The organism is Burkholderia sp. BCC1993 (genome assembly GCF_905339865.1).
Taxonomy (GTDB): Bacteria; Pseudomonadota; Gammaproteobacteria; order Burkholderiales; family Burkholderiaceae; genus Burkholderia.
In genome coordinates, this window is record NZ_CAJPGZ010000032.1 from 11,432 (window position 1) to 32,423 (window position 20,992).

The following is a 20,992-nucleotide window of genomic DNA, read 5'->3' on the forward strand; positions in this document are numbered from 1 at the left end:
GACTACGGAGAGAAAGCAATGAAAGCTCTGCTCGATCTATTCAAGCAAGTCCAACAGGAAGAAGTTTTCGACGCGATCAAGATCGGTCTGGCTTCGCCTGACAAGATCCGTTCGTGGTCGTTCGGCGAAGTGAAGAAGCCGGAGACCATCAACTACCGTACGTTCAAGCCGGAACGCGATGGTCTCTTCTGCGCGAAGATCTTCGGGCCGATCAAGGACTACGAGTGCCTGTGCGGCAAGTACAAGCGTCTGAAGCACCGCGGCGTGATCTGCGAGAAGTGCGGCGTCGAAGTGACGCTGGCGAAGGTACGTCGCGAACGGATGGGCCACATCGAACTGGCCTCGCCGGTCGCGCACATCTGGTTCCTGAAGTCGCTGCCGTCGCGTCTGGGCATGGTGCTCGACATGACGCTGCGCGACATCGAACGCGTGCTGTACTTCGAAGCCTATGTGGTGATCGAACCGGGCATGACGCCGCTGAAGGCGCGGCAGATCATGACCGAAGAGGATTACTACAACAAGGTCGAGGAATACGGCGACGAATTCCGTGCCGAGATGGGCGCGGAAGGCGTGCGTGAACTGCTGCGCGCGATCAACATCGACGAGCAGGTCGAGACGCTGCGCACCGAGCTGAAGAACACCGGCTCGGAAGCGAAGATCAAGAAGTACGCGAAGCGCCTGAAGGTCCTCGAGGCATTCCAGCGCTCGGGCATCAAGCCCGAGTGGATGATCCTCGAAGTGCTGCCGGTGCTGCCGCCGGAACTGCGTCCGCTCGTGCCGCTGGACGGCGGCCGTTTCGCGACGTCGGACCTGAACGACCTGTATCGCCGAGTGATCAACCGTAACAACCGGTTGAAGCGTCTGCTCGAGCTGAAGGCGCCTGAAATCATCGTCCGCAACGAAAAGCGGATGCTGCAGGAAGCCGTCGACTCGCTGCTCGACAACGGTCGTCGCGGCAAGGCGATGACGGGCGCGAACAAGCGTCCGCTGAAGTCGCTCGCCGACATGATCAAGGGCAAGGGCGGTCGTTTCCGTCAGAACCTGCTGGGCAAGCGCGTCGACTACTCGGGCCGTTCGGTCATCGTGGTCGGCCCGACGCTGAAGCTGCACCAGTGCGGTCTGCCGAAGCTGATGGCGCTCGAGCTGTTCAAGCCGTTCATCTTCAACAAGCTGGAAGTGATGGGCGTTGCGACGACCATCAAGGCTGCGAAGAAGGAAGTCGAGAACCAGACGCCGGTGGTGTGGGACATCCTCGAAGAGGTGATCCGCGAGCACCCGGTGATGCTGAACCGTGCGCCGACGCTGCACCGTCTCGGTATCCAGGCGTTCGAGCCGGTCCTGATCGAAGGCAAGGCGATTCAGCTGCACCCGCTCGTCTGCGCGGCGTTCAACGCCGACTTCGACGGTGACCAGATGGCCGTTCACGTGCCGCTGTCGCTCGAAGCGCAGATGGAAGCGCGTACGCTGATGCTGGCGTCGAACAACGTGCTGTTCCCGGCCAACGGCGATCCGTCGATCGTGCCGTCGCAGGATATCGTGCTGGGTCTGTACTACGCGACCCGCGAAGCCGTCAACGCCAAGGGCGAAGGCCTGTCGTTCACCGGCGTGTCGGAAGCGATCCGCGCGTACGAGAACAAGGAAGTCGAGCTCGCATCGCGCGTCAACGTGCGGATCACCGAAATGGTCCGCAACGAGGACACGTCGGAAGGCGCGCCGCAGTTCGTGCCGAAGATCTCGTTGTACGCGACGACCGTCGGTCGCGCGATCCTGTCGGAGATCCTGCCGCACGGCCTGCCGTTCTCGGTGCTGAACAAGCCGCTGAAGAAGAAGGAAATTTCGCGCCTGATCAACACCGCATTCCGCAAGTGCGGTCTGCGTGCGACGGTGGTGTTTGCCGACCAGCTGATGCAGTCGGGTTTCCGTCTCGCGACGCGCGCCGGCATTTCGATCTGCGTGGACGACATGCTCGTGCCGCCGCAGAAGGAAACGATCGTCGGCGACGCCGCGAAGAAGGTGAAGGAGTACGACCGCCAGTACATGTCGGGTCTCGTCACCGCGCAGGAACGCTACAACAACGTGGTCGACATCTGGTCGGCAACGTCGGAAGCGGTCGGCAAGGCGATGATGGAGCAGCTGTCGACGGAGCCGGTGACGGACCGCGACGGCAACGAGACGCGCCAGGAATCGTTCAACTCGATCTACATGATGGCCGACTCGGGCGCCCGGGGTTCGGCGGTTCAGATTCGTCAGCTGGCCGGTATGCGAGGCCTGATGGCGAAGCCGGACGGCTCGATTATCGAGACGCCGATTACCGCGAACTTCCGCGAAGGTCTGAACGTGTTGCAGTACTTCATCTCGACCCACGGTGCACGTAAGGGTCTGGCTGATACGGCACTGAAGACCGCGAACTCGGGTTACCTGACGCGTCGTCTCGTCGACGTCACGCAGGATCTGGTGGTGGTCGAGGACGATTGCGGCACGTCGAACGGCGTCGCGATGAAGGCTCTGGTCGAAGGCGGTGAAGTCGTCGAAGCGCTGCGCGACCGTATCCTCGGCCGCGTTGCGGTCGCGGACGTCGTGAACCCGGAAACGCAGGAAACGGTGTACGAATCGGGCATGCTGCTCGACGAAACGGCGGTCGAGGAAATCGAACGCCTCGGCATCGACGAAGTGCGCGTGCGCACGCCGCTGACCTGCGAAACGCGTTACGGTCTGTGCGCGGCCTGCTACGGCCGTGACCTCGGCCGCGGCTCGCTCGTGAACGTCGGCGAAGCAGTCGGCGTGATCGCGGCACAGTCGATCGGTGAACCGGGCACGCAGCTGACGATGCGTACGTTCCACATCGGTGGTGCGGCATCGCGTGCGGCAGTGGCGTCGTCGGTCGAAGCGAAGAGCAACGGTATCGTGCGCTTCACGGCGACGATGCGCTACGTCACCAACGCGAAGGGCGAGCAGATCGTCATTTCGCGTTCGGGCGAGGCGCTGATCACCGACGATTTCGGTCGCGAGCGCGAGCGTCACAAAGTGCCGTACGGCGCGACGCTGCTGCAGCTCGACGGCGCGACGATCAAGGCCGGCACGCAGCTGGCGACGTGGGACCCGATGACGCGTCCGATCATCACCGAGTACGGTGGTACGGTGAAGTTCGAGAACGTCGAGGAAGGCGTGACCGTCGCGAAGCAGATCGACGACGTGACCGGCCTGTCGACGCTGGTCGTGATCGACGTGAAGCGTCGTGGTTCGCAAGCTTCGAAGAGCGTGCGTCCGCAGGTGAAACTGCTCGACGCGAACGGCGACGAAGTGAAGATCCCGGGCACGGAGCACGCAGTGCAGATCGGCTTCCAGGTCGGCGCACTGATCACCGTGAAGGACGGACAGCAAGTGCAGGTGGGTGAAGTGCTTGCACGTATCCCGACCGAAGCGCAGAAGACGCGTGACATTACCGGCGGTCTGCCGCGGGTGGCGGAACTGTTCGAAGCGCGTTCGCCGAAGGACGCCGGCATTCTCGCGGAAGTCACCGGTACGACGTCGTTCGGCAAGGACACGAAGGGCAAGCAGCGTCTCGTCATCACGGACCTCGAAGGCAATCAGCACGAGTTCCTGATCGCGAAGGAAAAGCAGGTGCTGGTCCACGATGCTCAGGTCGTCAACAAGGGCGAAATGATCGTGGACGGCCCGGCCGATCCGCACGACATCCTGCGTCTGCAGGGTATCGAGGCGCTGTCGCGCTACATCGTCGACGAAGTGCAGGACGTGTATCGTCTGCAGGGCGTGAAGATCAACGACAAGCACATCGAGGTGATCGTTCGCCAGATGCTGCGTCGTGTGCAGATCACCGACAACGGTGATACGCGCTTCATCCCGGGCGAACAGGTCGAGCGTTCCGACATGCTGGACGAGAACGATCGCATGATCGCCGAGGGCAAGCGCCCGGCTTCGTACGACAACGTGCTCCTCGGTATCACGAAGGCGTCGCTGTCGACCGACTCGTTCATCTCCGCGGCATCGTTCCAGGAAACGACCCGCGTGCTGACCGAAGCGGCGATCATGGGCAAGCGCGACGATCTGCGCGGCCTGAAGGAAAACGTGATCGTCGGCCGTCTGATCCCGGCCGGTACGGGTCTCGCGTTCCACAAGGCACGCAAGGCGAAGGAATCGTCGGATCGCGAGCGTTTCGACCAGATCGCAGCGGAAGAAGCATTCGACTTCGGCACGCCGAGCGCGCCGGCAGAAGAGCCGCAGCAACACCCGACGGCCGAGTAAGTGCGGGCGGCGCGAGCCGCCTCACCGCGCTGTCACCGAAACCGCCCGGTTATGCCGGGCGGTTTTTTTTCATCCGTCGTTCACGTGCATGACGGGCTTGCCGCACGGTTGCGCAGGCCCGTCATGCGCGCGCACGAACCCTGTCCGATTGGCTAACGTTGCACGATTCACCGCGCGCTGCGCGAGCGGGTTGTTAAAATTGCGGTCATCGTTCTGCCGTCCTCGTTCTCATTCATGTCCCGCGCCCTCGAAATCCTCGACGAAGTCTTTGGTTACTCCGCATTTCGCGGCCAGCAGGGCGAGATCGTCGAACACGTCGCCGGCGGCGGAGATTGCCTCGTGCTGATGCCGACCGGCGGCGGCAAGTCGCTGTGCTACCAGATTCCGGCGCTGCTGCGCCGCGAGGCCGGGCAAGGCGCGGGCATCGTGGTGTCGCCGCTGATCGCGCTGATGCAGGACCAGGTCGCCGCGCTCCGCGAAGTCGGCGTGCGTGCTGCCTACCTGAACTCGACACTGTCGGGCGCCGAGGCCGCGGCGACCGAGCGCGCGCTGCGCGAGGGCGAGATCGACCTGCTGTACGTCGCGCCCGAGCGGCTGATGACGGGCCGTTTCCTCGACCTGCTCGAGCGCGCGAAGATCGGCCTGTTTGCGATCGACGAGGCGCACTGCGTGTCGCAGTGGGGGCATGACTTCCGTCCCGAGTACATCCAGTTGTCGGTGCTGCACGAGCGCTTCCCGTCGGTGCCGCGCATCGCGCTCACGGCCACCGCCGATGCGATCACGCGCGACGAGATCATCCATCGCCTCGCGCTCGACGATGCGCGCGTGTTCGTGTCGAGCTTCGACCGCCCGAACATCCGCTACCGGATCGTCGAGAAGGACAACGCGCGTTCGCAGCTGCTCGATTTCATCCGTGCCGAGCACACGAACGCGGACGGCACGACCGACGCGGGCGTCGTGTACTGCCTGTCGCGCCGCAAGGTCGAGGAAACGGCCGAATGGCTGAAGGCTCAGGGCGTGCGCGCGCTGCCGTATCACGCGGGGATGGAGTTCGAGGTGCGGCAGAAGCACCAGGAAATGTTCCAGCGCGAGGAAGGCATCGTGATGTGCGCGACGATCGCGTTCGGCATGGGCATCGACAAGCCGGACGTGCGCTTCGTTGCGCACCTCGATTTGCCGAAGAGCGTCGAAGGTTACTACCAGGAAACCGGCCGCGCGGGCCGCGACGGGATGCCGGCGAACGCGTGGATGGCGTACGGCCTCGGCGACGTCGTCCAGCAGCGCAAGATGATCGACGAATCCGATGCGGACGACGCGCACAAGCGCGTGCAGACGTCGAAGCTCGACGCGCTGCTCGGGCTGTGCGAGACGATCTCGTGCCGGCGCGTGCGGCTCCTGAACTACTTCGGCGAGGCGAGCCAGCCGTGCGGCAACTGCGACACGTGCCTCGAGCCGCCCGATTCGTGGGACGCGACGCGCGAGGCGCAGATGGCGCTGTCGTGCGTGTTCCGCGCGCAGCGCGCGAGCGGCTTCAATTTCGGCTCGAGCCATCTGATCGAGATCCTGCGCGGCGGCCGCACGGAGAAAGTGTTGCAGCGCGGCCACGACCAGCTCAGCACGTTCGGGATCGGCGCATCACTGTCCGAACCCGAGTGGCGCGCGATTTTCCGGCAACTCGTCGCGTACGGCTATCTCGCGGTCGACCATGGCGGCTTCGGCGCGCTGATGCTGACCGAGGCCGCGAAGCCGGTGCTGAAGAACGAGGAGAAGGTCACGCTGCGCCGCTACGTGAAGCCGCAGCGCACGCGCCAGTCGTCGAGCCGCAGCGGCACGCGCGTCGACCCGACCGCCGGCATGGGCACGCGCGAGCGCGCCCGCTGGGACGCGCTGCGCGCGTGGCGCGCGGAAACAGCGAAGTCCGACGGCGTGCCGGCCTACGTGATCTTCCACGATGCGACGCTGGCCGAAATCGCGCGCAACGCGCCGGAGACGATCGACGACCTGCGCCATATCCCCGGCATGGGCGTGCGCAAGCTCGAACGCTTCGGCGACGAGATCATCGACGTCGTCGAATCGGCGTGACACAGCTGTTCCGACCCTTCCGGTAAACCGCCCGCGCCGCTGACAAATCACGCAAGCCGTTGACTTAGTTGGCATTTCCGGAATATCATGCTGGGTTCCGGTATTCGGTGGGCCGTGTCGCGTTCGAAAGCTCGCACCCGATTCGCCGGTTCGGAAGTCAACTGTGCGTCGATTCTCGCTTTGCCCGAAATCGATGTGCAGATTTTGTTCAATTTCAGGAATAAACAATGCCAACCATCAACCAACTGGTTCGCAAAGGCCGTCAGTCGGAAACGACGAAGAGCAAGAGCCCGGCCCTGCAGGACTGCCCCCAGCGTCGCGGCGTGTGCACCCGTGTGTACACGACGACGCCGAAGAAGCCGAACTCGGCACTCCGTAAGGTCGCCAAGGTTCGTCTGACGAACGGCTTCGAAGTGATTTCGTACATCGGCGGTGAAGGCCACAACCTGCAGGAACACTCGGTTGTGCTGATCCGCGGCGGCCGTGTGAAGGACTTGCCGGGTGTGCGTTACCACATGGTTCGCGGCTCGCTGGATACCCAGGGCGTCAAGGACCGTAAGCAAGCGCGCTCGAAGTACGGCGCGAAGCGTGCAAAGGCTGCCAAGTAAGCAGTTTTTGATCAGGGATCGCCGCAGGGCGGTCAAGGCGGGAGTGCCGGATTGCCGGTGCTGTCGAGTAAGTGGTCACCCGGCCAAGCTGGTTAGTCGTGAAGATGTGATCGGGTTTGTTGGTGGCCGCGGAGCTGGAACCAGCTCCAACTGAACAAGTAAAGGAAGAATCATGCCGCGTCGTCGCGAAGTCCCCAAGCGGGAAGTGTTGCCGGATCCGAAGTTCGGCAACGTTGATGTTGCCAAGTTCATGAACATGCTGATGCTGTCCGGCAAGAAGTCGGTTGCAGAGCGCATCGTTTATGGCGCATTCGAACAAATCCAGACCAAGGGTGGCAAGGACCCGCTGGAAGTGTTCACGGTTGCGCTCAACAACGTGAAGCCGGTGGTCGAAGTGAAGAGCCGCCGCGTTGGTGGTGCCAACTATCAAGTTCCGGTCGAAGTGCGCCCGTCGCGTCGTATGGCATTGGCGATGCGCTGGCTGCGTGAGGCTGCGAAGAAGCGCAGCGAGAAGTCGATGGCTCTGCGCCTGGCAGGTGAACTCTCCGAAGCGGCCGAAGGCCGTGGCGGCGCGATGAAGAAGCGCGATGAAGTTCACCGCATGGCAGAAGCCAACCGCGCGTTCTCGCATTTCCGTTTCTAAGCGCCTGGCTGGGCTGTTTGCGGAAATAAATTCCGGGCGGGTGCGCTTTTCAGGCGCCTCGCCCGTTTGTGTTGAAGCATGATGCAGCTGGGCTGCATCATGTCATCCCAGTAGAGGATCAAAGTGGCTCGCAAGACTCCTATCGAGCGCTACCGCAATATCGGTATTAGCGCTCACATCGACGCCGGCAAAACGACGACGACCGAGCGCATTCTGTTTTACACCGGTGTGAACCACAAGATCGGTGAAGTCCACGACGGCGCAGCAACGATGGACTGGATGGAGCAGGAACAGGAGCGTGGCATCACGATCACGTCCGCTGCTACCACGGCCTTCTGGAAGGGCATGGGCGGCAACTATCCGGAACACCGCATCAACATCATCGACACCCCGGGCCACGTCGACTTCACGATCGAAGTGGAGCGTTCGATGCGCGTGCTCGACGGCGCGTGCATGGTGTACTGCGCAGTGGGCGGCGTGCAGCCGCAGTCGGAAACGGTGTGGCGCCAGGCTAACAAGTACAAGGTGCCCCGTCTCGCGTTCGTCAACAAGATGGACCGTACCGGCGCGAACTTCTTCAAGGTCTACGACCAGCTCCGTCTGCGCCTGAAGGCGAACCCGGTTCCGGTCGTGGTGCCGATCGGCTCGGAAGAAAACTTCAAGGGCGTGGTCGACCTGATCAAGATGAAGGCGATCATTTGGGACGAAGCGTCGCAAGGCACGAAGTTCGACTACGTCGACATCCCGGCCGAACTCGCCGACACGTGCGGCGAGTGGCGTGAAAAGATGGTCGAAGCCGCTGCCGAGTCGAGCGAAGACCTGATGAACAAGTACCTGGAAGCAGGTTCGCTGACGGAAGACGAGATCGTGAAGGGTCTGCGTGACCGTACGATCGCGTGCGAAATCCAGCCGATGCTGTGCGGTACCGCGTTCAAGAACAAGGGCGTGCAGCGTATGCTCGACGCCGTGATCGACTTCCTGCCGTCGCCGGTCGACATTCCGCCGGTTACGGGCGAACTCGAAAACGGCGAGAAGACGGAGCGTCGTGCTTCCGACGACGAGAAGTTCTCGTCGCTCGCGTTCAAGATCATGACCGACCCGTTCGTCGGCCAGCTGATCTTCTTCCGCGTGTACTCGGGCGTCGTCAATTCGGGCGACACGCTGCTCAATGCGACCAAGGGCAAGAAGGAACGTCTCGGCCGTATTCTGCAGATGCACGCGAACCAGCGCGAAGAAATCAAGGAAGTGCGCGCGGGCGACATCGCTGCTGCGGTCGGCCTGAAGGAAGCGACCACGGGCGACACGCTGTGCGATCCGGCACATCCGATCGTGCTCGAACGCATGATTTTCCCGGAGCCGGTGATTTCGCAGGCCGTCGAGCCGAAGACGAAGGCTGACCAGGAAAAGATGGGCCTGGCGCTGAACCGTCTGGCTCAGGAAGATCCGTCGTTCCGCGTGCAGACCGACGAAGAATCGGGTCAAACGATCATTTCGGGCATGGGCGAGCTCCACCTCGAAATTCTGGTTGACCGGATGAAGCGTGAATTCGGCGTGGAAGCGACCGTCGGCAAGCCGCAGGTTGCTTACCGCGAAACCATCCGCAAGTCGGCCGCGGACGTCGAAGGCAAGTTCGTCAAGCAGTCGGGCGGTCGCGGTCAGTACGGCCATGCGGTCATCACGCTCGAGCGCAGCGAACTGGGCAAGGGCTACGAGTTCATCGACGCGATCAAGGGCGGCGTGATTCCGCGCGAATACATTCCGTCGGTTGACAAGGGTATCCAGGAAACGCTGAAGAGCGGCGTGCTGGCAGGCTTCCCGGTCGTCGACGTGAAGGTCACGCTGACGTTCGGTTCGTACCACGACGTCGACTCGAACGAAAATGCGTTCCGCATGGCTGGTTCGATGGCGTTCAAGGAAGCAATGCGCCGCGCTGATCCGGTTCTGCTCGAGCCGATGATGGCCGTGGAAGTGGAAACGCCGGAAGACTTCATGGGTAACGTGATGGGTGACCTGTCGGGTCGCCGCGGCATCATCCAGGGCATGGACGACATGGTGGGCGGCGGCAAGATCGTGCGCGCCGAAGTGCCGCTGTCGGAAATGTTCGGCTATTCCACGTCGCTGCGTTCGCTGACGCAGGGTCGCGCAACGTACACGATGGAGTTCAAGCACTACGCTGAAGCTCCGAAGAACGTTGCAGAAGCGATCATCAGCGCGAAGACGAAGTAATTCGTTATCACAATCGATTATTTTTGAAAGAAGAGAATCATGGCAAAAGGTAAATTCGAGCGGACCAAGCCGCACGTGAACGTTGGTACGATTGGTCACGTTGACCACGGCAAGACGACGCTGACGGCAGCGATCACGACGGTGCTGACGAAGAAGTTCGGCGGCGAAGCGAAGGCTTACGACCAGATTGACGCGGCACCGGAAGAAAAGGCGCGCGGCATCACGATCAACACGGCACACGTCGAGTACGAAACGGCTAACCGCCACTACGCACACGTCGACTGCCCGGGCCACGCTGACTATGTGAAGAACATGATCACGGGCGCGGCACAGATGGACGGCGCGATCCTGGTTTGCTCGGCAGCAGACGGCCCGATGCCGCAAACGCGCGAGCACATCCTGCTGGCGCGTCAGGTTGGCGTTCCGTACATCATCGTGTTCCTGAACAAGTGCGACATGGTGGACGACGCTGAACTGCTCGAGCTGGTCGAGATGGAAGTTCGCGAACTCCTGTCGAAGTACGACTTCCCGGGCGACGACACGCCGATCGTGAAGGGTTCGGCGAAGCTGGCGCTGGAAGGCGACACGGGCGAGCTGGGCGAAGTGGCGATCATGAGCCTGGCAGACGCGCTGGACACGTACATCCCGACGCCGGAGCGTGCAGTTGACGGCGCGTTCCTGATGCCGGTGGAAGACGTGTTCTCGATCTCGGGCCGTGGTACGGTGGTGACGGGTCGTGTCGAGCGCGGCATCGTGAAGGTCGGCGAAGAAATCGAAATCGTCGGTATCAAGCCGACGGTGAAGACGACCTGCACGGGCGTTGAAATGTTCCGCAAGCTGCTGGACCAAGGTCAGGCAGGCGACAACGTCGGTATCCTGCTGCGCGGCACGAAGCGTGAAGACGTGGAGCGTGGCCAGGTTCTGGCGAAGCCGGGTTCGATCACGCCGCACACGCACTTCACGGCTGAAGTGTACGTGCTGAGCAAGGACGAAGGCGGCCGTCACACGCCGTTCTTCAACAACTACCGTCCGCAGTTCTACTTCCGTACGACGGACGTGACGGGCTCGATCGAGCTGCCGAAGGACAAGGAAATGGTGATGCCGGGCGACAACGTGTCGATCACGGTTCGCCTGATCGCTCCGATCGCGATGGAAGAAGGTCTGCGCTTCGCAATCCGCGAAGGTGGCCGTACCGTCGGCGCCGGCGTCGTCGCAAAGATCATCGAGTAATATCGACGATCCGCGGATCCCTCGTGGGTCCGCGATTCCACGGTAGGCAGTCGTACCGTCGAAACCGGGTGTCCAGTTCGATCTGGCACCCGGTTTTTCTTTGTGGCGTGCGCGTTGCCGTATTGACAAACGCATACACCGCTTCGATTTTTCGTGTAGAATCGCGGGCTTAGCAGTGGAAGTGCCGTTCGGAACCTGTCGCCTCGCTCCCCGCAGGCAACATGTTTCACGTTCTTTTAGTGTCCGGCGATGCAACATCGCCTCGCTCTTTTCAAGGAATCGTCATGCAGCAACAGAAAATCCGCATTCGCCTGAAGGCTTTCGACTATCGTCTGATCGATCAATCGGCTGCCGAGATCGTCGATACCGCGAAGCGGACTGGCGCAATCGTCCGTGGCCCGGTGCCGCTGCCGACGCGCATCCAGCGTTTTGACATCCTGCGTTCGCCGCACGTCAACAAGACGTCGCGCGATCAGCTCGAAATCCGTACCCACCAGCGCCTGATGGACATCGTCGATCCGACCGACAAGACGGTTGACGCGCTGATGAAGCTCGACCTGCCGGCTGGCGTCGACGTGGAAATTAAGCTGCAGTAAGGCTTTCGGCGCCAATCGGCTTGCTGGGTGGCGCTAAGTCTTTGTATTGCTTGCGGAAATCGAGAAGTCGGGCTATACTGCTTGGCTTTTCGTGTATTCGCGAAAAAAAGTTGGGCCTTGCGTGCCCGGCATTTTGTAAATCAGCCCCGACCAATCGCAGTCGGGAATGGAGAAAATGATGAGCCTTGGACTCGTAGGTCGCAAGGTTGGCATGACCCGTATCTTCACGGCTGAAGGGGATTCGATTCCCGTCACCGTGCTGGACGTGTCGGACAACCGCGTGACGCAGATCAAGACTGTTGAAACCGACGGCTACACGGCCGTGCAGGTTGCATTCGGCTCCCGCCGCGCATCGCGCGTGACGAAGCCGCTGGCAGGTCATCTCGCCAAAGCCGGTGTCGAAGCCGGTGAAATCCTCAAGGAATTCCGCATTGACGCGGCCAAGGCAGCTGAGCTGTCGAATGGCGCCGTGGTCGGTGCTGATCTTTTCGAAGTGGGCCAGAAGGTCGACGTGCAAGGCGTGTCGATCGGTAAGGGCTACGCCGGTACGATCAAGCGTTACAACTTCTCCTCCGGCCGTGCTACCCACGGTAACTCGCGCTCGCACAACGTGCCGGGCTCGATCGGTATGGCGCAGGATCCGGGTCGTGTTTTCCCGGGTAAGCGCATGACGGGTCACCTCGGTGACGTTACGGTGACGGTGCAGAACCTCGAAATCGCTCGTATCGACGCAGAGCGCAAGCTGCTGCTCGTCAAGGGCGCGATTCCGGGCGCGAAGGGCGGCAAGGTTTTCGTGACGCCGGCCGTCAAGACCAAGGGGGCGAAATAATGGAACTCAAGCTCCTGAATGAAAATGGTCAGGAAGGTGCAGTGGTCAACGCGTCGGACGTCGTGTTCGGTCGTGACTACAACGAAGCGCTGATCCACCAGGTCGTCGTCGCGTACCAGGCGAATGCTCGCCAGGGTAACCGCGCACAGAAGGACCGCGAGCAAGTCAAGCACACCACCAAGAAGCCGTGGCGTCAGAAGGGTACGGGCCGCGCTCGTGCCGGTATGTCGTCGAGCCCGTTGTGGCGTGGCGGTGGTCGCATCTTCCCGAACTCGCCGGAAGAGAACTTCTCGCACAAGGTCAACAAGAAGATGCATCGCGCAGGTCTCTGCTCGATCTTCTCGCAGCTGGCCCGCGAAGGCCGTCTGTCGGTCGTCGAGGACATCATCCTCGAAGCGCCGAAGACCAAGCTGCTGGCTGACAAATTCAAGACCATGGGTCTCGACTCCGTTCTGATCATCACGGACACGGTCGACGAGAACCTGTACCTGGCTTCGCGCAACCTGCCGCACGTGGCGATTGTCGAGCCGCGCTACGCAGACCCGCTGTCGCTGATCTACTTCAAGAAAGTGCTGGTCACGAAGGCTGCGGTCGCCCAGATCGAGGAGTTGCTGTCATGAGCGAGATTCGCAAGAACGATCATCGTTTGATGCAGGTCCTGCTCGCACCGGTGATCTCGGAAAAGGCGACGCTGGTTGCCGACAAGAACGAGCAAGTCGTGTTCGAAGTCGCACCGGACGCCACGAAGCAGGAAGTGAAGGCGGCTGTCGAGCTGCTGTTCAAGGTTGAAGTTGATTCGGTCAACGTGCTGGTTCAGAAGGGCAAGCAAAAGCGCTTCGGCCGTTCGATGGGCCGCCGTAAGGACGTGAAGAAGGCGTACGTTTGCCTGAAGCCCGGCCAGGAAATCAACTTTGAAGCGGAGGCCAAGTAATCATGGCAATCGTTAAAGTTAAGCCGACATCGCCGGGTCGCCGCGCGATGGTCAAGGTGGTCAACAAGAATCTGCACCAGGGCAAGCCGTTCGCGGCACTGCTCGACTCGCAGAGCTCGACCGCCGGCCGTAACAACAACGGTCGTATCACCACGCGTCACAAGGGTGGTGGTCACAAGCAGCACTACCGTATCGTCGATTTCCGTCGCACGAAGGATGGCATCCCGGCAAAGGTCGAACGTCTCGAGTACGACCCGAACCGTAGCGCGAACATCGCGCTGGTGCTCTACGCAGACGGCGAGCGTCGCTACATCATCGCCCCGAAGGGCCTGACGGTCGGCCAACAGCTGATGTCGGGTTCGGAAGCGCCGATCCGTGCAGGCAACACGCTGCCGATCCGCAACATTCCGGTCGGTACGACGATCCACTGCATCGAGATGCTGCCGGGCAAGGGCGCGCAAATGGCGCGTTCGGCTGGCACGTCGGCCATGCTGCTGGCACGTGAAGGCGTCTACGCGCAGGTTCGTCTGCGTTCGGGCGAAATCCGCCGCGTGCACATCGAGTGCCGTGCAACGATCGGTGAAGTCGGCAACGAAGAGCATAGCCTGCGCCAAATCGGCAAGGCTGGCGCGAACCGCTGGCGCGGTATCCGCCCGACGGTGCGTGGCGTTGCGATGAACCCGGTTGATCACCCGCACGGTGGTGGTGAGGGCAAGACGGCTGCAGGTCGTGACCCGGTGAGCCCGTGGGGTACGCCGGCTAAGGGTTACCGTACCCGCAGCAACAAGCGCACGACGACGATGATCGTCCAGCGCCGTCACAAGCGTTAAGGAGTAGGCAATGGCACGTTCTGTTAAAAAAGGTCCGTTCTGCGACGCCCATTTGCTGAAGAAAGTTGAGGCGGCTGCAGCTTCGCGCGACAAAAAGCCGATCAAGACCTGGTCGCGTCGCTCGACGATTCTGCCGGATTTCATCGGCCTGACGATCGCTGTTCACAACGGCCGTCAACACGTTCCGGTGTACATCTCGGAAAACATGGTCGGCCACAAGCTTGGCGAGTTCGCACTGACCCGTACGTTCAAGGGTCACGCGGCCGACAAGAAGGCCAAGAAATAAGGGGCAATCAAGATGGAAGTGAAAGCAATTCATCGCGGTGCCCGCATCTCGGCGCAAAAAACGCGCCTTGTGGCTGACCAGATCCGCGGTTTGCCGGTCGACAAGGCGCTGAACGTTCTGACGTTCTCGCCGAAGAAGGCGGCTGGCATCGTGAAGAAGGTTGTGCTGTCGGCAATCGCGAATGCGGAGCACAACGAAGGCGCTGATATCGACGAGCTCAAGATCAAGAGCATCTACGTCGACAAGGCGGCATCGCTCAAGCGTTTCACCGCGCGCGCCAAGGGCCGCGGTAACCGCATCGAGAAGCAATCCTGTCACATCACTGTGACGGTCGGGAATTAAGGAGCCATACGATGGGACAGAAAATTCATCCGACTGGCTTCCGCCTGGCTGTCAGCCGCAATTGGGCTTCGCGTTGGTACGCGAACAACAACAATTTCGCGGCGATGCTGCAGGAAGACATCGGTGTTCGTGAATACCTGAAGAAGAAGCTGAAGAACGCTTCGGTCGGTCGGGTCGTCATCGAGCGTCCGGCGAAGAACGCGCGCATCACGATTTACAGCTCGCGTCCGGGTGTGGTCATCGGCAAGAAGGGCGAGGATATCGAACAGCTGAAGACGGAACTGCAACGCCGCATGGGCGTGCCGGTTCACGTCAACATCGAAGAGATCCGCAAGCCGGAAACCGATGCTCAGCTGATCGCTGACTCGATCACGCAACAGCTCGAGCGCCGGATCATGTTCCGTCGCGCGATGAAGCGTGCGATGCAGAACGCGATGCGTCTGGGTGCCCAAGGCATCAAGATCATGAGCGCAGGCCGTCTGAACGGTATCGAAATCGCTCGTACGGAGTGGTATCGCGAAGGTCGCGTGCCCCTTCACACGCTGCGTGCTGATATCGACTACGCGACTTCGGAAGCGAAGACGACTTACGGGATCATCGGCGTCAAGGTGTGGGTCTACAAGGGCGATACGCTCGGCCGCAACGACGCACCGGTGGTGGAAGAAGTAGCCGAAGACAAGCGTCCGCGTCGCAATGCGCGTCCGGGCGACCGTCGTCCGCGCCGTGATGGCGAAGGCGGCGCTCCGGGTGCTCGCCGTGGCGCACCGCGCCGTGGCGCCGGCAAGCCCGAAGACGGCAAGACTGGAGAATAACGATGCTGCAACCGAAACGCAGAAAGTATCGTAAAGAGCAGAAGGGTCGTAACACCGGCAAGGCGACGCGCGGCAACGCAGTGTCGTTCGGTGACTTCGGCCTGAAGGCTATCGGTCGCGGTCGTTTGACCGCACGCCAGATTGAAGCGGCGCGTCGTGCAATGACGCGTCACATCAAGCGTGGCGGCCGCATCTGGATCCGGATCTTCCCGGACAAGCCGATTTCGCAAAAGCCGGCAGAAGTGCGTATGGGTAACGGTAAGGGTAACCCGGAGTACTACGTCGCCGAGATCCAGCCGGGCAAGATGCTCTATGAAATGGACGGCGTAACCGAAGAACTGGCACGCGAAGCGTTCCGTCTGGCTGCAGCCAAGCTGCCGCTGAAGACGGCATTCATCGTGCGCCAGCTCGGCGCCTAAGGAGAAAACATGAAGGCTTCCGAACTTCTCCAGAAAGACCAGGCCGCGCTCAACAAGGAGCTGGCGGACCTGCTGAAGGCGCAATTCGGCCTGCGCATGCAACTCGCGACCCAGCAACTCACGAACACGAGCCAGCTGAAGAAGGTTCGTCGCGACATCGCACGTGTGCGGACCGTCATGACTCAGAAGGCGAACCAGAAATGAACGATAGCGTGAAAACCTCGCTGAAGCGGACGCTGGTCGGTCGGGTCGTCAGCAACAAGATGGACAAGACCGTCACCGTGCTGATCGAGCACCGCGTCAAGCACCCGATCTACGGCAAGTATGTCGTGCGCTCGAAGAAGTACCACGCGCATGATGAAGCGAACACCTGCAACGAAGGCGATCTCGTCGAAATCCAGGAAACTCGTCCTGTTTCGAAGACGAAGGCCTGGACGGTGTCGCGCCTCGTCGAAGCAGCTCGCGTCATCTAAGCGGGCAGCGCAGTAGGCAGTAACAAGCACTTCGCCACGAAGTGCTTGAAATCGCAAAGTTTTTGCTTGCGTGACCAGGATTATTTGTTATAATCCTGGTCTTCCCTCTTTATGGGAGCCCCGTCGCGGGCGAAGTTGGTGGGGGAAGCGGACTGGCGCCAGCCTGTCCGAAAGATTCACCGAATTGCGATGGCGGGTTTCGTTTGCCGTCGCTGCTGTTCCAACCCAAGCAGCCGATTGGCTGACGGGACCAAGACTGACCGAATGCATCATGGTGGTGCAATCGGATTAAGTTGGGAAAGACAAACCATGATCCAGACCGAATCTCGGCTCGAAGTAGCCGACAACACGGGTGCACGTGAAGTCATGTGCATCAAGGTGCTCGGCGGCTCGAAGCGTCGTTATGCCGGCATTGGCGACATCATCAAGGTGACCGTCAAAGAAGCAACGCCGCGCGGGCGCGTGAAGAAAGGCGAAATCTACAACGCCGTGGTGGTCCGCACCGCCAAGGGTGTTCGCCGTCAAGACGGCTCGCTGATCAAGTTCGACGGCAACGCCGCTGTGCTTTTGAATAACAAGCTTGAGCCGATCGGCACCCGTATCTTCGGGCCGGTGACGCGTGAGCTGCGTAGCGAACGATTCATGAAGATCGTTTCGCTGGCGCCGGAAGTGCTGTAAGGAGTCGCGATGAACAAGATTCGCAAAGGTGACGAAGTCATCGTCGTCACTGGCAAAGACAAGGGCAAGCGCGGCGTCGTGCTGGCTGTCGGTGCAGAACATGTGACGGTTGAGGGTATCAACCTCGTCAAGAAGCATGTGAAGCCGAACCCGATGAAGGGTACGACGGGTGGCGTGGAAGCGAAGACGATGCCCCTGCATATTTCGAACGTCGCACTGGTCGACGCGAATGGCAAGGCGTCGCGTGTTGGCATCAAGGTCGAGGAAGGCAAGAAGGTTCGCTTCCTGAAGACGACCGGTGCCGTACTGAGCGCCTGACGCAGCGGAGTAAAAAATGGCTCGTTTTCAAGAGTTTTACAAAGAAAAGGTTGTGCCCGGCCTGATCGAGAAGTTCGGTTACAAGTCGGTCATGGAAGTGCCGCGCATCACCAAGATCACGCTGAACATGGGTCTTGGCGAAGCGATCGCTGACAAGAAGATCATCGAGAACGCCGTTGGCGACCTCACGAAGATCGCTGGTCAGAAGCCGGTCGTCACGAAGGCACGCAAGGCAATCGCAGGCTTCAAGATCCGCCAGGGTTACCCGATCGGCGCGATGGTGACGCTGCGTGGCCAGGCGATGTACGAATTCCTCGACCGTTTCGTGACCGTTGCCCTGCCCCGCGTGCGTGACTTCCGCGGTGTGTCGGGTCGTGCCTTCGATGGCCGCGGCAACTACAACATCGGTGTGAAAGAGCAGATCATTTTCCCCGAAATCGACTACGACAAGATCGACGCACTGCGTGGGCTGAACATCAGCATCACGACGACTGCGAAGACCGACGACGAAGCAAAGGCTCTGCTCGCCAGCTTCAAGTTCCCGTTCAGAAACTGAGGTTACCGTGGCTAAACTGGCACTGATCGAACGTGAAAAGAAGCGCGCCCGCCTGGTCGCGAAGTTCGCAGCAAAGCGCGAAGCGCTGAAGGCGATCGTCGAAGACCAAAGCAAGTCGGAAGAAGAGCGCTACGAAGCACGCCTTGAGCTGCAGCAACTGCCCCGCAACGCAAACCCGACCCGCCAGCGTAACCGCTGCGCGATCACGGGCCGTCCGCGTGGCACGTTCCGTAAATTCGGCCTCGCGCGTAACAAGATTCGTGAAATCGCATTCCGTGGCGAGATTCCTGGCCTGACCAAGGCGAGCTGGTAATAGGAGAAACGTAAATGAGCATGAGTGATCCTATCGCCGATATGCTGACTCGCATCCGCAACGCGCAGATGGTCGAGAAGGTATCGGTTGCGATGCCCTCGTCGAAGGTCAAGGTTGCAATCGCGCAAGTCCTGAAGGACGAAGGTTATATCGACGATTTCGCCGTCAAGGCGGAAGGTGCGAAGTCCGAACTGAATATCGCGCTGAAGTACTACGCAGGTCGCCCGGTCATCGAACGCCTCGAGCGCGTGTCGAAGCCTGGTCTGCGCGTGTACCGCGGCCGTAACGACATTCCTCAGGTCATGAACGGCCTGGGTGTGGCAATCGTGTCGACGCCGAAGGGCGTGATGACCGACCGCAAGGCGCGCGCTACCGGCGTCGGCGGCGAAGTCATCTGCTACGTTGCTTAAAGCCGAGGAGAGAGAAACATGTCTCGAGTAGGTAAGAGCCCGATCGCGCTGCAAGGCGCGGAAGTCAAGCTGGCCGACGGTGCGATCACCGTCAAGGGCCCGCTGGGCACCATCACGCAAGCGATCAATCCGCTCGTGAACGTGGCGAACAACGACGGCACGCTGAATCTGTCGCCGGTCGACGAAAGCCGCGAAGCAAACGCACTGTCGGGCACGATGCGCGCGATCATCGCGAATGCCGTGCACGGCGTGACCAAGGGTTTCGAGCGCAAGCTGACGCTGGTTGGCGTCGGTTATCGTGCGCAAGCGCAAGGCGACAAGCTGAACCTGTCGCTGGGTTTCTCGCACCCCGTGGTGCACCAGATGCCGGAAGGCGTCAAGGCTGAAACCCCGACGCAAACCGAAATCGTGATCAAGGGGATCAACAAGCAACAAGTCGGTCAAGTGGCTGCGGAAGTCCGCGGTTACCGTCCGCCGGAGCCCTACAAGGGCAAGGGCGTGCGCTATTCCGACGAGGTTGTGATCCTCAAAGAAACGAAGAAGAAGTAAGGGTGCGCAATCATGGATAAGACTCAATCTCGCCTGCGCCGCGCTCGCCAGACGCGTATCAAGATCGCTGAGCTGCAGGTCGCGCGTCTCGCCGTGCATCGCACGAACACGCACATCTACGCTCAAGTGTTCTCGCCCTGCGGCACCAAGGTGCTCGCCAGCGCGTCGACGCTCGAAGCAGAAGTGCGCGCTGAACTGGCCGACAAGTCGGGCAAGGGCGGCAACGTTAATGCCGCGACGCTGATCGGCAAGCGTATTGCCGAGAAGGCAAAGGCTGCCGGCATCGAATCCGTCGCCTTCGACCGCTCGGGCTTCCGCTACCATGGCCGCGTCAAGGCGCTGGCTGAGGCAGCTCGCGAAGCTGGGCTCAAGTTCTAAGGAAGGAATTCGTCATGGCAAAGATGCAAGCGAAAGTTCAGGCTGACGAGCGCGACGACGGCCTTCGTGAAAAGATGATTTCGGTCAATCGCGTGACCAAGGTCGTGAAGGGTGGCCGTATTCTCGGCTTCGCCGCACTGACCGTGGTTGGCGATGGTGATGGCCGCATCGGTATGGGCAAGGGCAAGGCGAAGGAAGTGCCGGTCGCTGTCCAGAAGGCAATGGAACAAGCTCGCCGCAACATGTTCAAGGTGCCGCTCAAGAACGGCACGCTGCAGCACGAAGTGCACGGCAAGCATGGCGCATCCGCTGTCCTCCTCGCTCCGGCGAAGGCAGGTACGGGCGTGATCGCCGGCGGCCCGATGCGCGCAGTGTTCGACGTGATGGGCGTTCAGAACGTCGTGGCGAAGAGCCACGGTTCGACGAACCCATACAACCTCGTTCGCGCCACGCTGGACGGTCTGCGCAAGCAGTCCACCCCGGCAGACATCGCGGCGAAGCGCGGCAAGTCCGTCGAAGATATTTTGGGCTAAGCCCGGGTGGTCACCATGTCTGAAAAAACTGTCAAGGTTCAGCTCGTCAAGAGCCTGATCGGGACCCGCGAATCGCACCGTGCGACCGTGCGTGGCCTGGGCCTGCGCCGACTCAACTCGGTTAGCGAGCTTCAGGATACGCCGGCGGTCCGCGGCATGATCAACAAGGTCTCGTACCTCGTTAAGGTCATCGCGTAAGCGGCCCTACGGATCAAGGAGTTGATATGGAATTGAATAACCTGAAGCCGGCCGCTGGTGCAAAGCACGCCAAGCGTCGTGTCGGCCGCGGCATCGGTTCGGGCCTCGGCAAGACGGCTGGCCGTGGTCACAAGGGTCAGAAATCGCGTTCGGGCGGCTTCCACAAAGTCGGTTTCGAAGGCGGTCAGATGCCGCTGCAACGTCGTCTGCCGAAGCGCGGCTTCACGTCGCTGACGAAGGAATTCGTCGGTGAAGTGCGCCTGGGCGACCTCGAGAAGCTGCCGGTCGATGAAATCGATCTGCTCGCACTGAAGCAAGCCGGCCTGGTCGGCGAGCTGACGAAGAGCGCAAAGATCATCGCGACGGGCGAACTGAAGCGCAAGATCGTCGTGAAGGGTCTCGGCGCCACCAAGGGTGCGCGCGCTGCGATCGAAGCGGCTGGCGGTTCGTTCGCCGAGTGACACGCGTAGCGCGTCGTTACTTGCATTC

Annotated in this window: 27 protein-coding genes; all 27 read left to right on the plus strand. The window is 61.1% G+C overall.

What is annotated here, in order from left to right; all coding sequences use genetic code 11:
• Nucleotides 1-18: 18 nt before the first annotated feature.
• Nucleotides 19-4,263, plus strand: a complete 4,245-nt coding sequence (gene rpoC / locus U4Y91_RS35285; protein WP_321808949.1) for a DNA-directed RNA polymerase subunit beta' — start codon at nt 19-21, stop codon at nt 4,261-4,263.
• Between the two features lie 234 nt (nt 4,264-4,497).
• Nucleotides 4,498-6,345 carry a DNA helicase RecQ gene (gene recQ, locus U4Y91_RS35290; protein ID WP_321808950.1) on the plus strand — a complete coding sequence of 616 codons (1,848 nt, stop codon included), beginning with the start codon at nt 4,498-4,500 and terminating at the stop codon, nt 6,343-6,345.
• 227 nt (nt 6,346-6,572) lie between these two features.
• Entirely contained in the window at nt 6,573-6,953 is a 381-nt protein-coding gene (gene rpsL, locus U4Y91_RS35295) for a 30S ribosomal protein S12 (protein WP_006400662.1), read from the plus strand.
• Between the two features lie 172 nt (nt 6,954-7,125).
• Complete coding sequence (rpsG, locus tag U4Y91_RS35300; RefSeq protein ID WP_006477195.1) at nt 7,126-7,596, plus strand: 30S ribosomal protein S7; 471 nt, start codon at nt 7,126-7,128, stop codon at nt 7,594-7,596.
• A 123-nt stretch (nt 7,597-7,719) separates the two neighbouring features.
• On the plus strand, nt 7,720-9,822 hold the full coding sequence (gene fusA, locus U4Y91_RS35305; RefSeq protein ID WP_321808951.1) for an elongation factor G: 2,103 nt from the start codon (nt 7,720-7,722) through the stop codon (nt 9,820-9,822).
• 39 nt (nt 9,823-9,861) lie between these two features.
• Nucleotides 9,862-11,052, plus strand: a complete 1,191-nt coding sequence (gene tuf / locus U4Y91_RS35310) for an elongation factor Tu (RefSeq protein ID WP_321808946.1) — start codon at nt 9,862-9,864, stop codon at nt 11,050-11,052.
• Nucleotides 11,053-11,336: 284 nt separating this feature from the next.
• A complete protein-coding gene (gene rpsJ / locus U4Y91_RS35315; protein ID WP_004199280.1) occupies nt 11,337-11,648 on the plus strand; it encodes a 30S ribosomal protein S10 in 312 nt (103 codons plus the stop codon).
• 178 nt (nt 11,649-11,826) lie between these two features.
• Nucleotides 11,827-12,477 carry a 50S ribosomal protein L3 gene (gene rplC / locus U4Y91_RS35320; RefSeq protein WP_006752926.1) on the plus strand — a complete coding sequence of 217 codons (651 nt, stop codon included), beginning with the start codon at nt 11,827-11,829 and terminating at the stop codon, nt 12,475-12,477.
• Nucleotides 12,477-13,097, plus strand: a complete 621-nt coding sequence (rplD, locus tag U4Y91_RS35325; protein ID WP_006477192.1) for a 50S ribosomal protein L4 — start codon at nt 12,477-12,479, stop codon at nt 13,095-13,097. The genes rplC and rplD overlap by 1 nt, the downstream gene beginning before the upstream one ends.
• Nucleotides 13,094-13,408, plus strand: coding sequence for a 50S ribosomal protein L23 (gene rplW, locus U4Y91_RS35330; RefSeq protein WP_004199275.1), 315 nt, complete (start codon nt 13,094-13,096; stop codon nt 13,406-13,408). The genes rplD and rplW overlap by 4 nt, the downstream gene beginning before the upstream one ends.
• Before the next feature lie 2 nt (nt 13,409-13,410).
• Entirely contained in the window at nt 13,411-14,238 is an 828-nt protein-coding gene (gene rplB / locus U4Y91_RS35335) for a 50S ribosomal protein L2 (RefSeq protein ID WP_006482900.1), read from the plus strand.
• A gap of 10 nt (nt 14,239-14,248) precedes the next feature.
• Nucleotides 14,249-14,524, plus strand: coding sequence for a 30S ribosomal protein S19 (rpsS, locus tag U4Y91_RS35340; RefSeq protein WP_004199273.1), 276 nt, complete (start codon nt 14,249-14,251; stop codon nt 14,522-14,524).
• Between the two features lie 12 nt (nt 14,525-14,536).
• Entirely contained in the window at nt 14,537-14,866 is a 330-nt protein-coding gene (rplV, locus tag U4Y91_RS35345) for a 50S ribosomal protein L22 (protein ID WP_004199272.1), read from the plus strand.
• Nucleotides 14,867-14,877: 11 nt separating this feature from the next.
• The gene (gene rpsC / locus U4Y91_RS35350; RefSeq protein WP_006482899.1) at nt 14,878-15,678 is read left to right on the plus strand and encodes a 30S ribosomal protein S3; all 801 of its coding nucleotides are present in this window, start codon (nt 14,878-14,880) and stop codon (nt 15,676-15,678) included.
• Nucleotides 15,679-15,680: 2 nt separating this feature from the next.
• Nucleotides 15,681-16,097 carry a 50S ribosomal protein L16 gene (rplP, locus tag U4Y91_RS35355; RefSeq protein ID WP_006752927.1) on the plus strand — a complete coding sequence of 139 codons (417 nt, stop codon included), beginning with the start codon at nt 15,681-15,683 and terminating at the stop codon, nt 16,095-16,097.
• 9 nt (nt 16,098-16,106) lie between these two features.
• Complete coding sequence (gene rpmC / locus U4Y91_RS35360) at nt 16,107-16,301, plus strand: 50S ribosomal protein L29 (RefSeq protein WP_006400652.1); 195 nt, start codon at nt 16,107-16,109, stop codon at nt 16,299-16,301.
• Nucleotides 16,298-16,570, plus strand: a complete 273-nt coding sequence (rpsQ, locus tag U4Y91_RS35365; RefSeq protein WP_006752928.1) for a 30S ribosomal protein S17 — start codon at nt 16,298-16,300, stop codon at nt 16,568-16,570. Before rpmC ends, rpsQ begins: the two co-directional genes overlap by 4 nt.
• A 309-nt stretch (nt 16,571-16,879) precedes the next feature.
• Nucleotides 16,880-17,248, plus strand: a complete 369-nt coding sequence (rplN, locus tag U4Y91_RS35370) for a 50S ribosomal protein L14 (protein WP_006752929.1) — start codon at nt 16,880-16,882, stop codon at nt 17,246-17,248.
• Nucleotides 17,249-17,257: 9 nt separating this feature from the next.
• Entirely contained in the window at nt 17,258-17,566 is a 309-nt protein-coding gene (gene rplX / locus U4Y91_RS35375) for a 50S ribosomal protein L24 (protein ID WP_006477187.1), read from the plus strand.
• Between the two features lie 16 nt (nt 17,567-17,582).
• Nucleotides 17,583-18,122 carry a 50S ribosomal protein L5 gene (gene rplE, locus U4Y91_RS35380; RefSeq protein WP_006477186.1) on the plus strand — a complete coding sequence of 180 codons (540 nt, stop codon included), beginning with the start codon at nt 17,583-17,585 and terminating at the stop codon, nt 18,120-18,122.
• A gap of 7 nt (nt 18,123-18,129) precedes the next feature.
• The gene (gene rpsN / locus U4Y91_RS35385) at nt 18,130-18,435 is read left to right on the plus strand and encodes a 30S ribosomal protein S14 (RefSeq protein WP_006482884.1); all 306 of its coding nucleotides are present in this window, start codon (nt 18,130-18,132) and stop codon (nt 18,433-18,435) included.
• Between the two features lie 14 nt (nt 18,436-18,449).
• Nucleotides 18,450-18,845 carry a 30S ribosomal protein S8 gene (rpsH, locus tag U4Y91_RS35390; RefSeq protein WP_006477185.1) on the plus strand — a complete coding sequence of 132 codons (396 nt, stop codon included), beginning with the start codon at nt 18,450-18,452 and terminating at the stop codon, nt 18,843-18,845.
• 18 nt (nt 18,846-18,863) lie between these two features.
• Nucleotides 18,864-19,394 (plus strand): 50S ribosomal protein L6, encoded by a 531-nt coding sequence (gene rplF, locus U4Y91_RS35395; RefSeq protein ID WP_006758786.1) that lies wholly within the window; start codon nt 18,864-18,866, stop codon nt 19,392-19,394.
• Between the two features lie 12 nt (nt 19,395-19,406).
• Entirely contained in the window at nt 19,407-19,772 is a 366-nt protein-coding gene (gene rplR / locus U4Y91_RS35400) for a 50S ribosomal protein L18 (RefSeq protein ID WP_006477183.1), read from the plus strand.
• A gap of 14 nt (nt 19,773-19,786) precedes the next feature.
• A complete protein-coding gene (gene rpsE / locus U4Y91_RS35405) occupies nt 19,787-20,305 on the plus strand; it encodes a 30S ribosomal protein S5 (RefSeq protein WP_006752931.1) in 519 nt (172 codons plus the stop codon).
• Between the two features lie 15 nt (nt 20,306-20,320).
• Nucleotides 20,321-20,503, plus strand: a complete 183-nt coding sequence (rpmD, locus tag U4Y91_RS35410; protein WP_006400644.1) for a 50S ribosomal protein L30 — start codon at nt 20,321-20,323, stop codon at nt 20,501-20,503.
• A gap of 26 nt (nt 20,504-20,529) precedes the next feature.
• Nucleotides 20,530-20,964, plus strand: coding sequence for a 50S ribosomal protein L15 (gene rplO, locus U4Y91_RS35415; RefSeq protein WP_006482880.1), 435 nt, complete (start codon nt 20,530-20,532; stop codon nt 20,962-20,964).
• Nucleotides 20,965-20,992: the final 28 nt, after the last annotated feature.

Coding starts and splice junctions, on each gene's coding strand:
- rpoC (WP_321808949.1), top strand. CDS start 19: ATGAAAGCTCTGCTCGATCTATTCAAGCAAGTCCAACAGGAAGAAGTT.
- recQ (WP_321808950.1), top strand. CDS start 4,498: ATGTCCCGCGCCCTCGAAATCCTCGACGAAGTCTTTGGTTACTCCGCA.
- rpsL (WP_006400662.1), top strand. CDS start 6,573: ATGCCAACCATCAACCAACTGGTTCGCAAAGGCCGTCAGTCGGAAACG.
- rpsG (WP_006477195.1), top strand. CDS start 7,126: ATGCCGCGTCGTCGCGAAGTCCCCAAGCGGGAAGTGTTGCCGGATCCG.
- tuf (WP_321808946.1), top strand. CDS start 9,862: ATGGCAAAAGGTAAATTCGAGCGGACCAAGCCGCACGTGAACGTTGGT.
- rpsJ (WP_004199280.1), top strand. CDS start 11,337: ATGCAGCAACAGAAAATCCGCATTCGCCTGAAGGCTTTCGACTATCGT.
- rplC (WP_006752926.1), top strand. CDS start 11,827: ATGAGCCTTGGACTCGTAGGTCGCAAGGTTGGCATGACCCGTATCTTC.
- rplD (WP_006477192.1), top strand. CDS start 12,477: ATGGAACTCAAGCTCCTGAATGAAAATGGTCAGGAAGGTGCAGTGGTC.
- rplW (WP_004199275.1), top strand. CDS start 13,094: ATGAGCGAGATTCGCAAGAACGATCATCGTTTGATGCAGGTCCTGCTC.
- rplB (WP_006482900.1), top strand. CDS start 13,411: ATGGCAATCGTTAAAGTTAAGCCGACATCGCCGGGTCGCCGCGCGATG.
- rpsS (WP_004199273.1), top strand. CDS start 14,249: ATGGCACGTTCTGTTAAAAAAGGTCCGTTCTGCGACGCCCATTTGCTG.
- rplV (WP_004199272.1), top strand. CDS start 14,537: ATGGAAGTGAAAGCAATTCATCGCGGTGCCCGCATCTCGGCGCAAAAA.
- rpsC (WP_006482899.1), top strand. CDS start 14,878: ATGGGACAGAAAATTCATCCGACTGGCTTCCGCCTGGCTGTCAGCCGC.
- rplP (WP_006752927.1), top strand. CDS start 15,681: ATGCTGCAACCGAAACGCAGAAAGTATCGTAAAGAGCAGAAGGGTCGT.
- rpmC (WP_006400652.1), top strand. CDS start 16,107: ATGAAGGCTTCCGAACTTCTCCAGAAAGACCAGGCCGCGCTCAACAAG.
- rpsQ (WP_006752928.1), top strand. CDS start 16,298: ATGAACGATAGCGTGAAAACCTCGCTGAAGCGGACGCTGGTCGGTCGG.
- rplN (WP_006752929.1), top strand. CDS start 16,880: ATGATCCAGACCGAATCTCGGCTCGAAGTAGCCGACAACACGGGTGCA.
- rplX (WP_006477187.1), top strand. CDS start 17,258: ATGAACAAGATTCGCAAAGGTGACGAAGTCATCGTCGTCACTGGCAAA.
- rplE (WP_006477186.1), top strand. CDS start 17,583: ATGGCTCGTTTTCAAGAGTTTTACAAAGAAAAGGTTGTGCCCGGCCTG.
- rpsH (WP_006477185.1), top strand. CDS start 18,450: ATGAGCATGAGTGATCCTATCGCCGATATGCTGACTCGCATCCGCAAC.
- rplF (WP_006758786.1), top strand. CDS start 18,864: ATGTCTCGAGTAGGTAAGAGCCCGATCGCGCTGCAAGGCGCGGAAGTC.
- rplR (WP_006477183.1), top strand. CDS start 19,407: ATGGATAAGACTCAATCTCGCCTGCGCCGCGCTCGCCAGACGCGTATC.
- rpsE (WP_006752931.1), top strand. CDS start 19,787: ATGGCAAAGATGCAAGCGAAAGTTCAGGCTGACGAGCGCGACGACGGC.
- rpmD (WP_006400644.1), top strand. CDS start 20,321: ATGTCTGAAAAAACTGTCAAGGTTCAGCTCGTCAAGAGCCTGATCGGG.
- rplO (WP_006482880.1), top strand. CDS start 20,530: ATGGAATTGAATAACCTGAAGCCGGCCGCTGGTGCAAAGCACGCCAAG.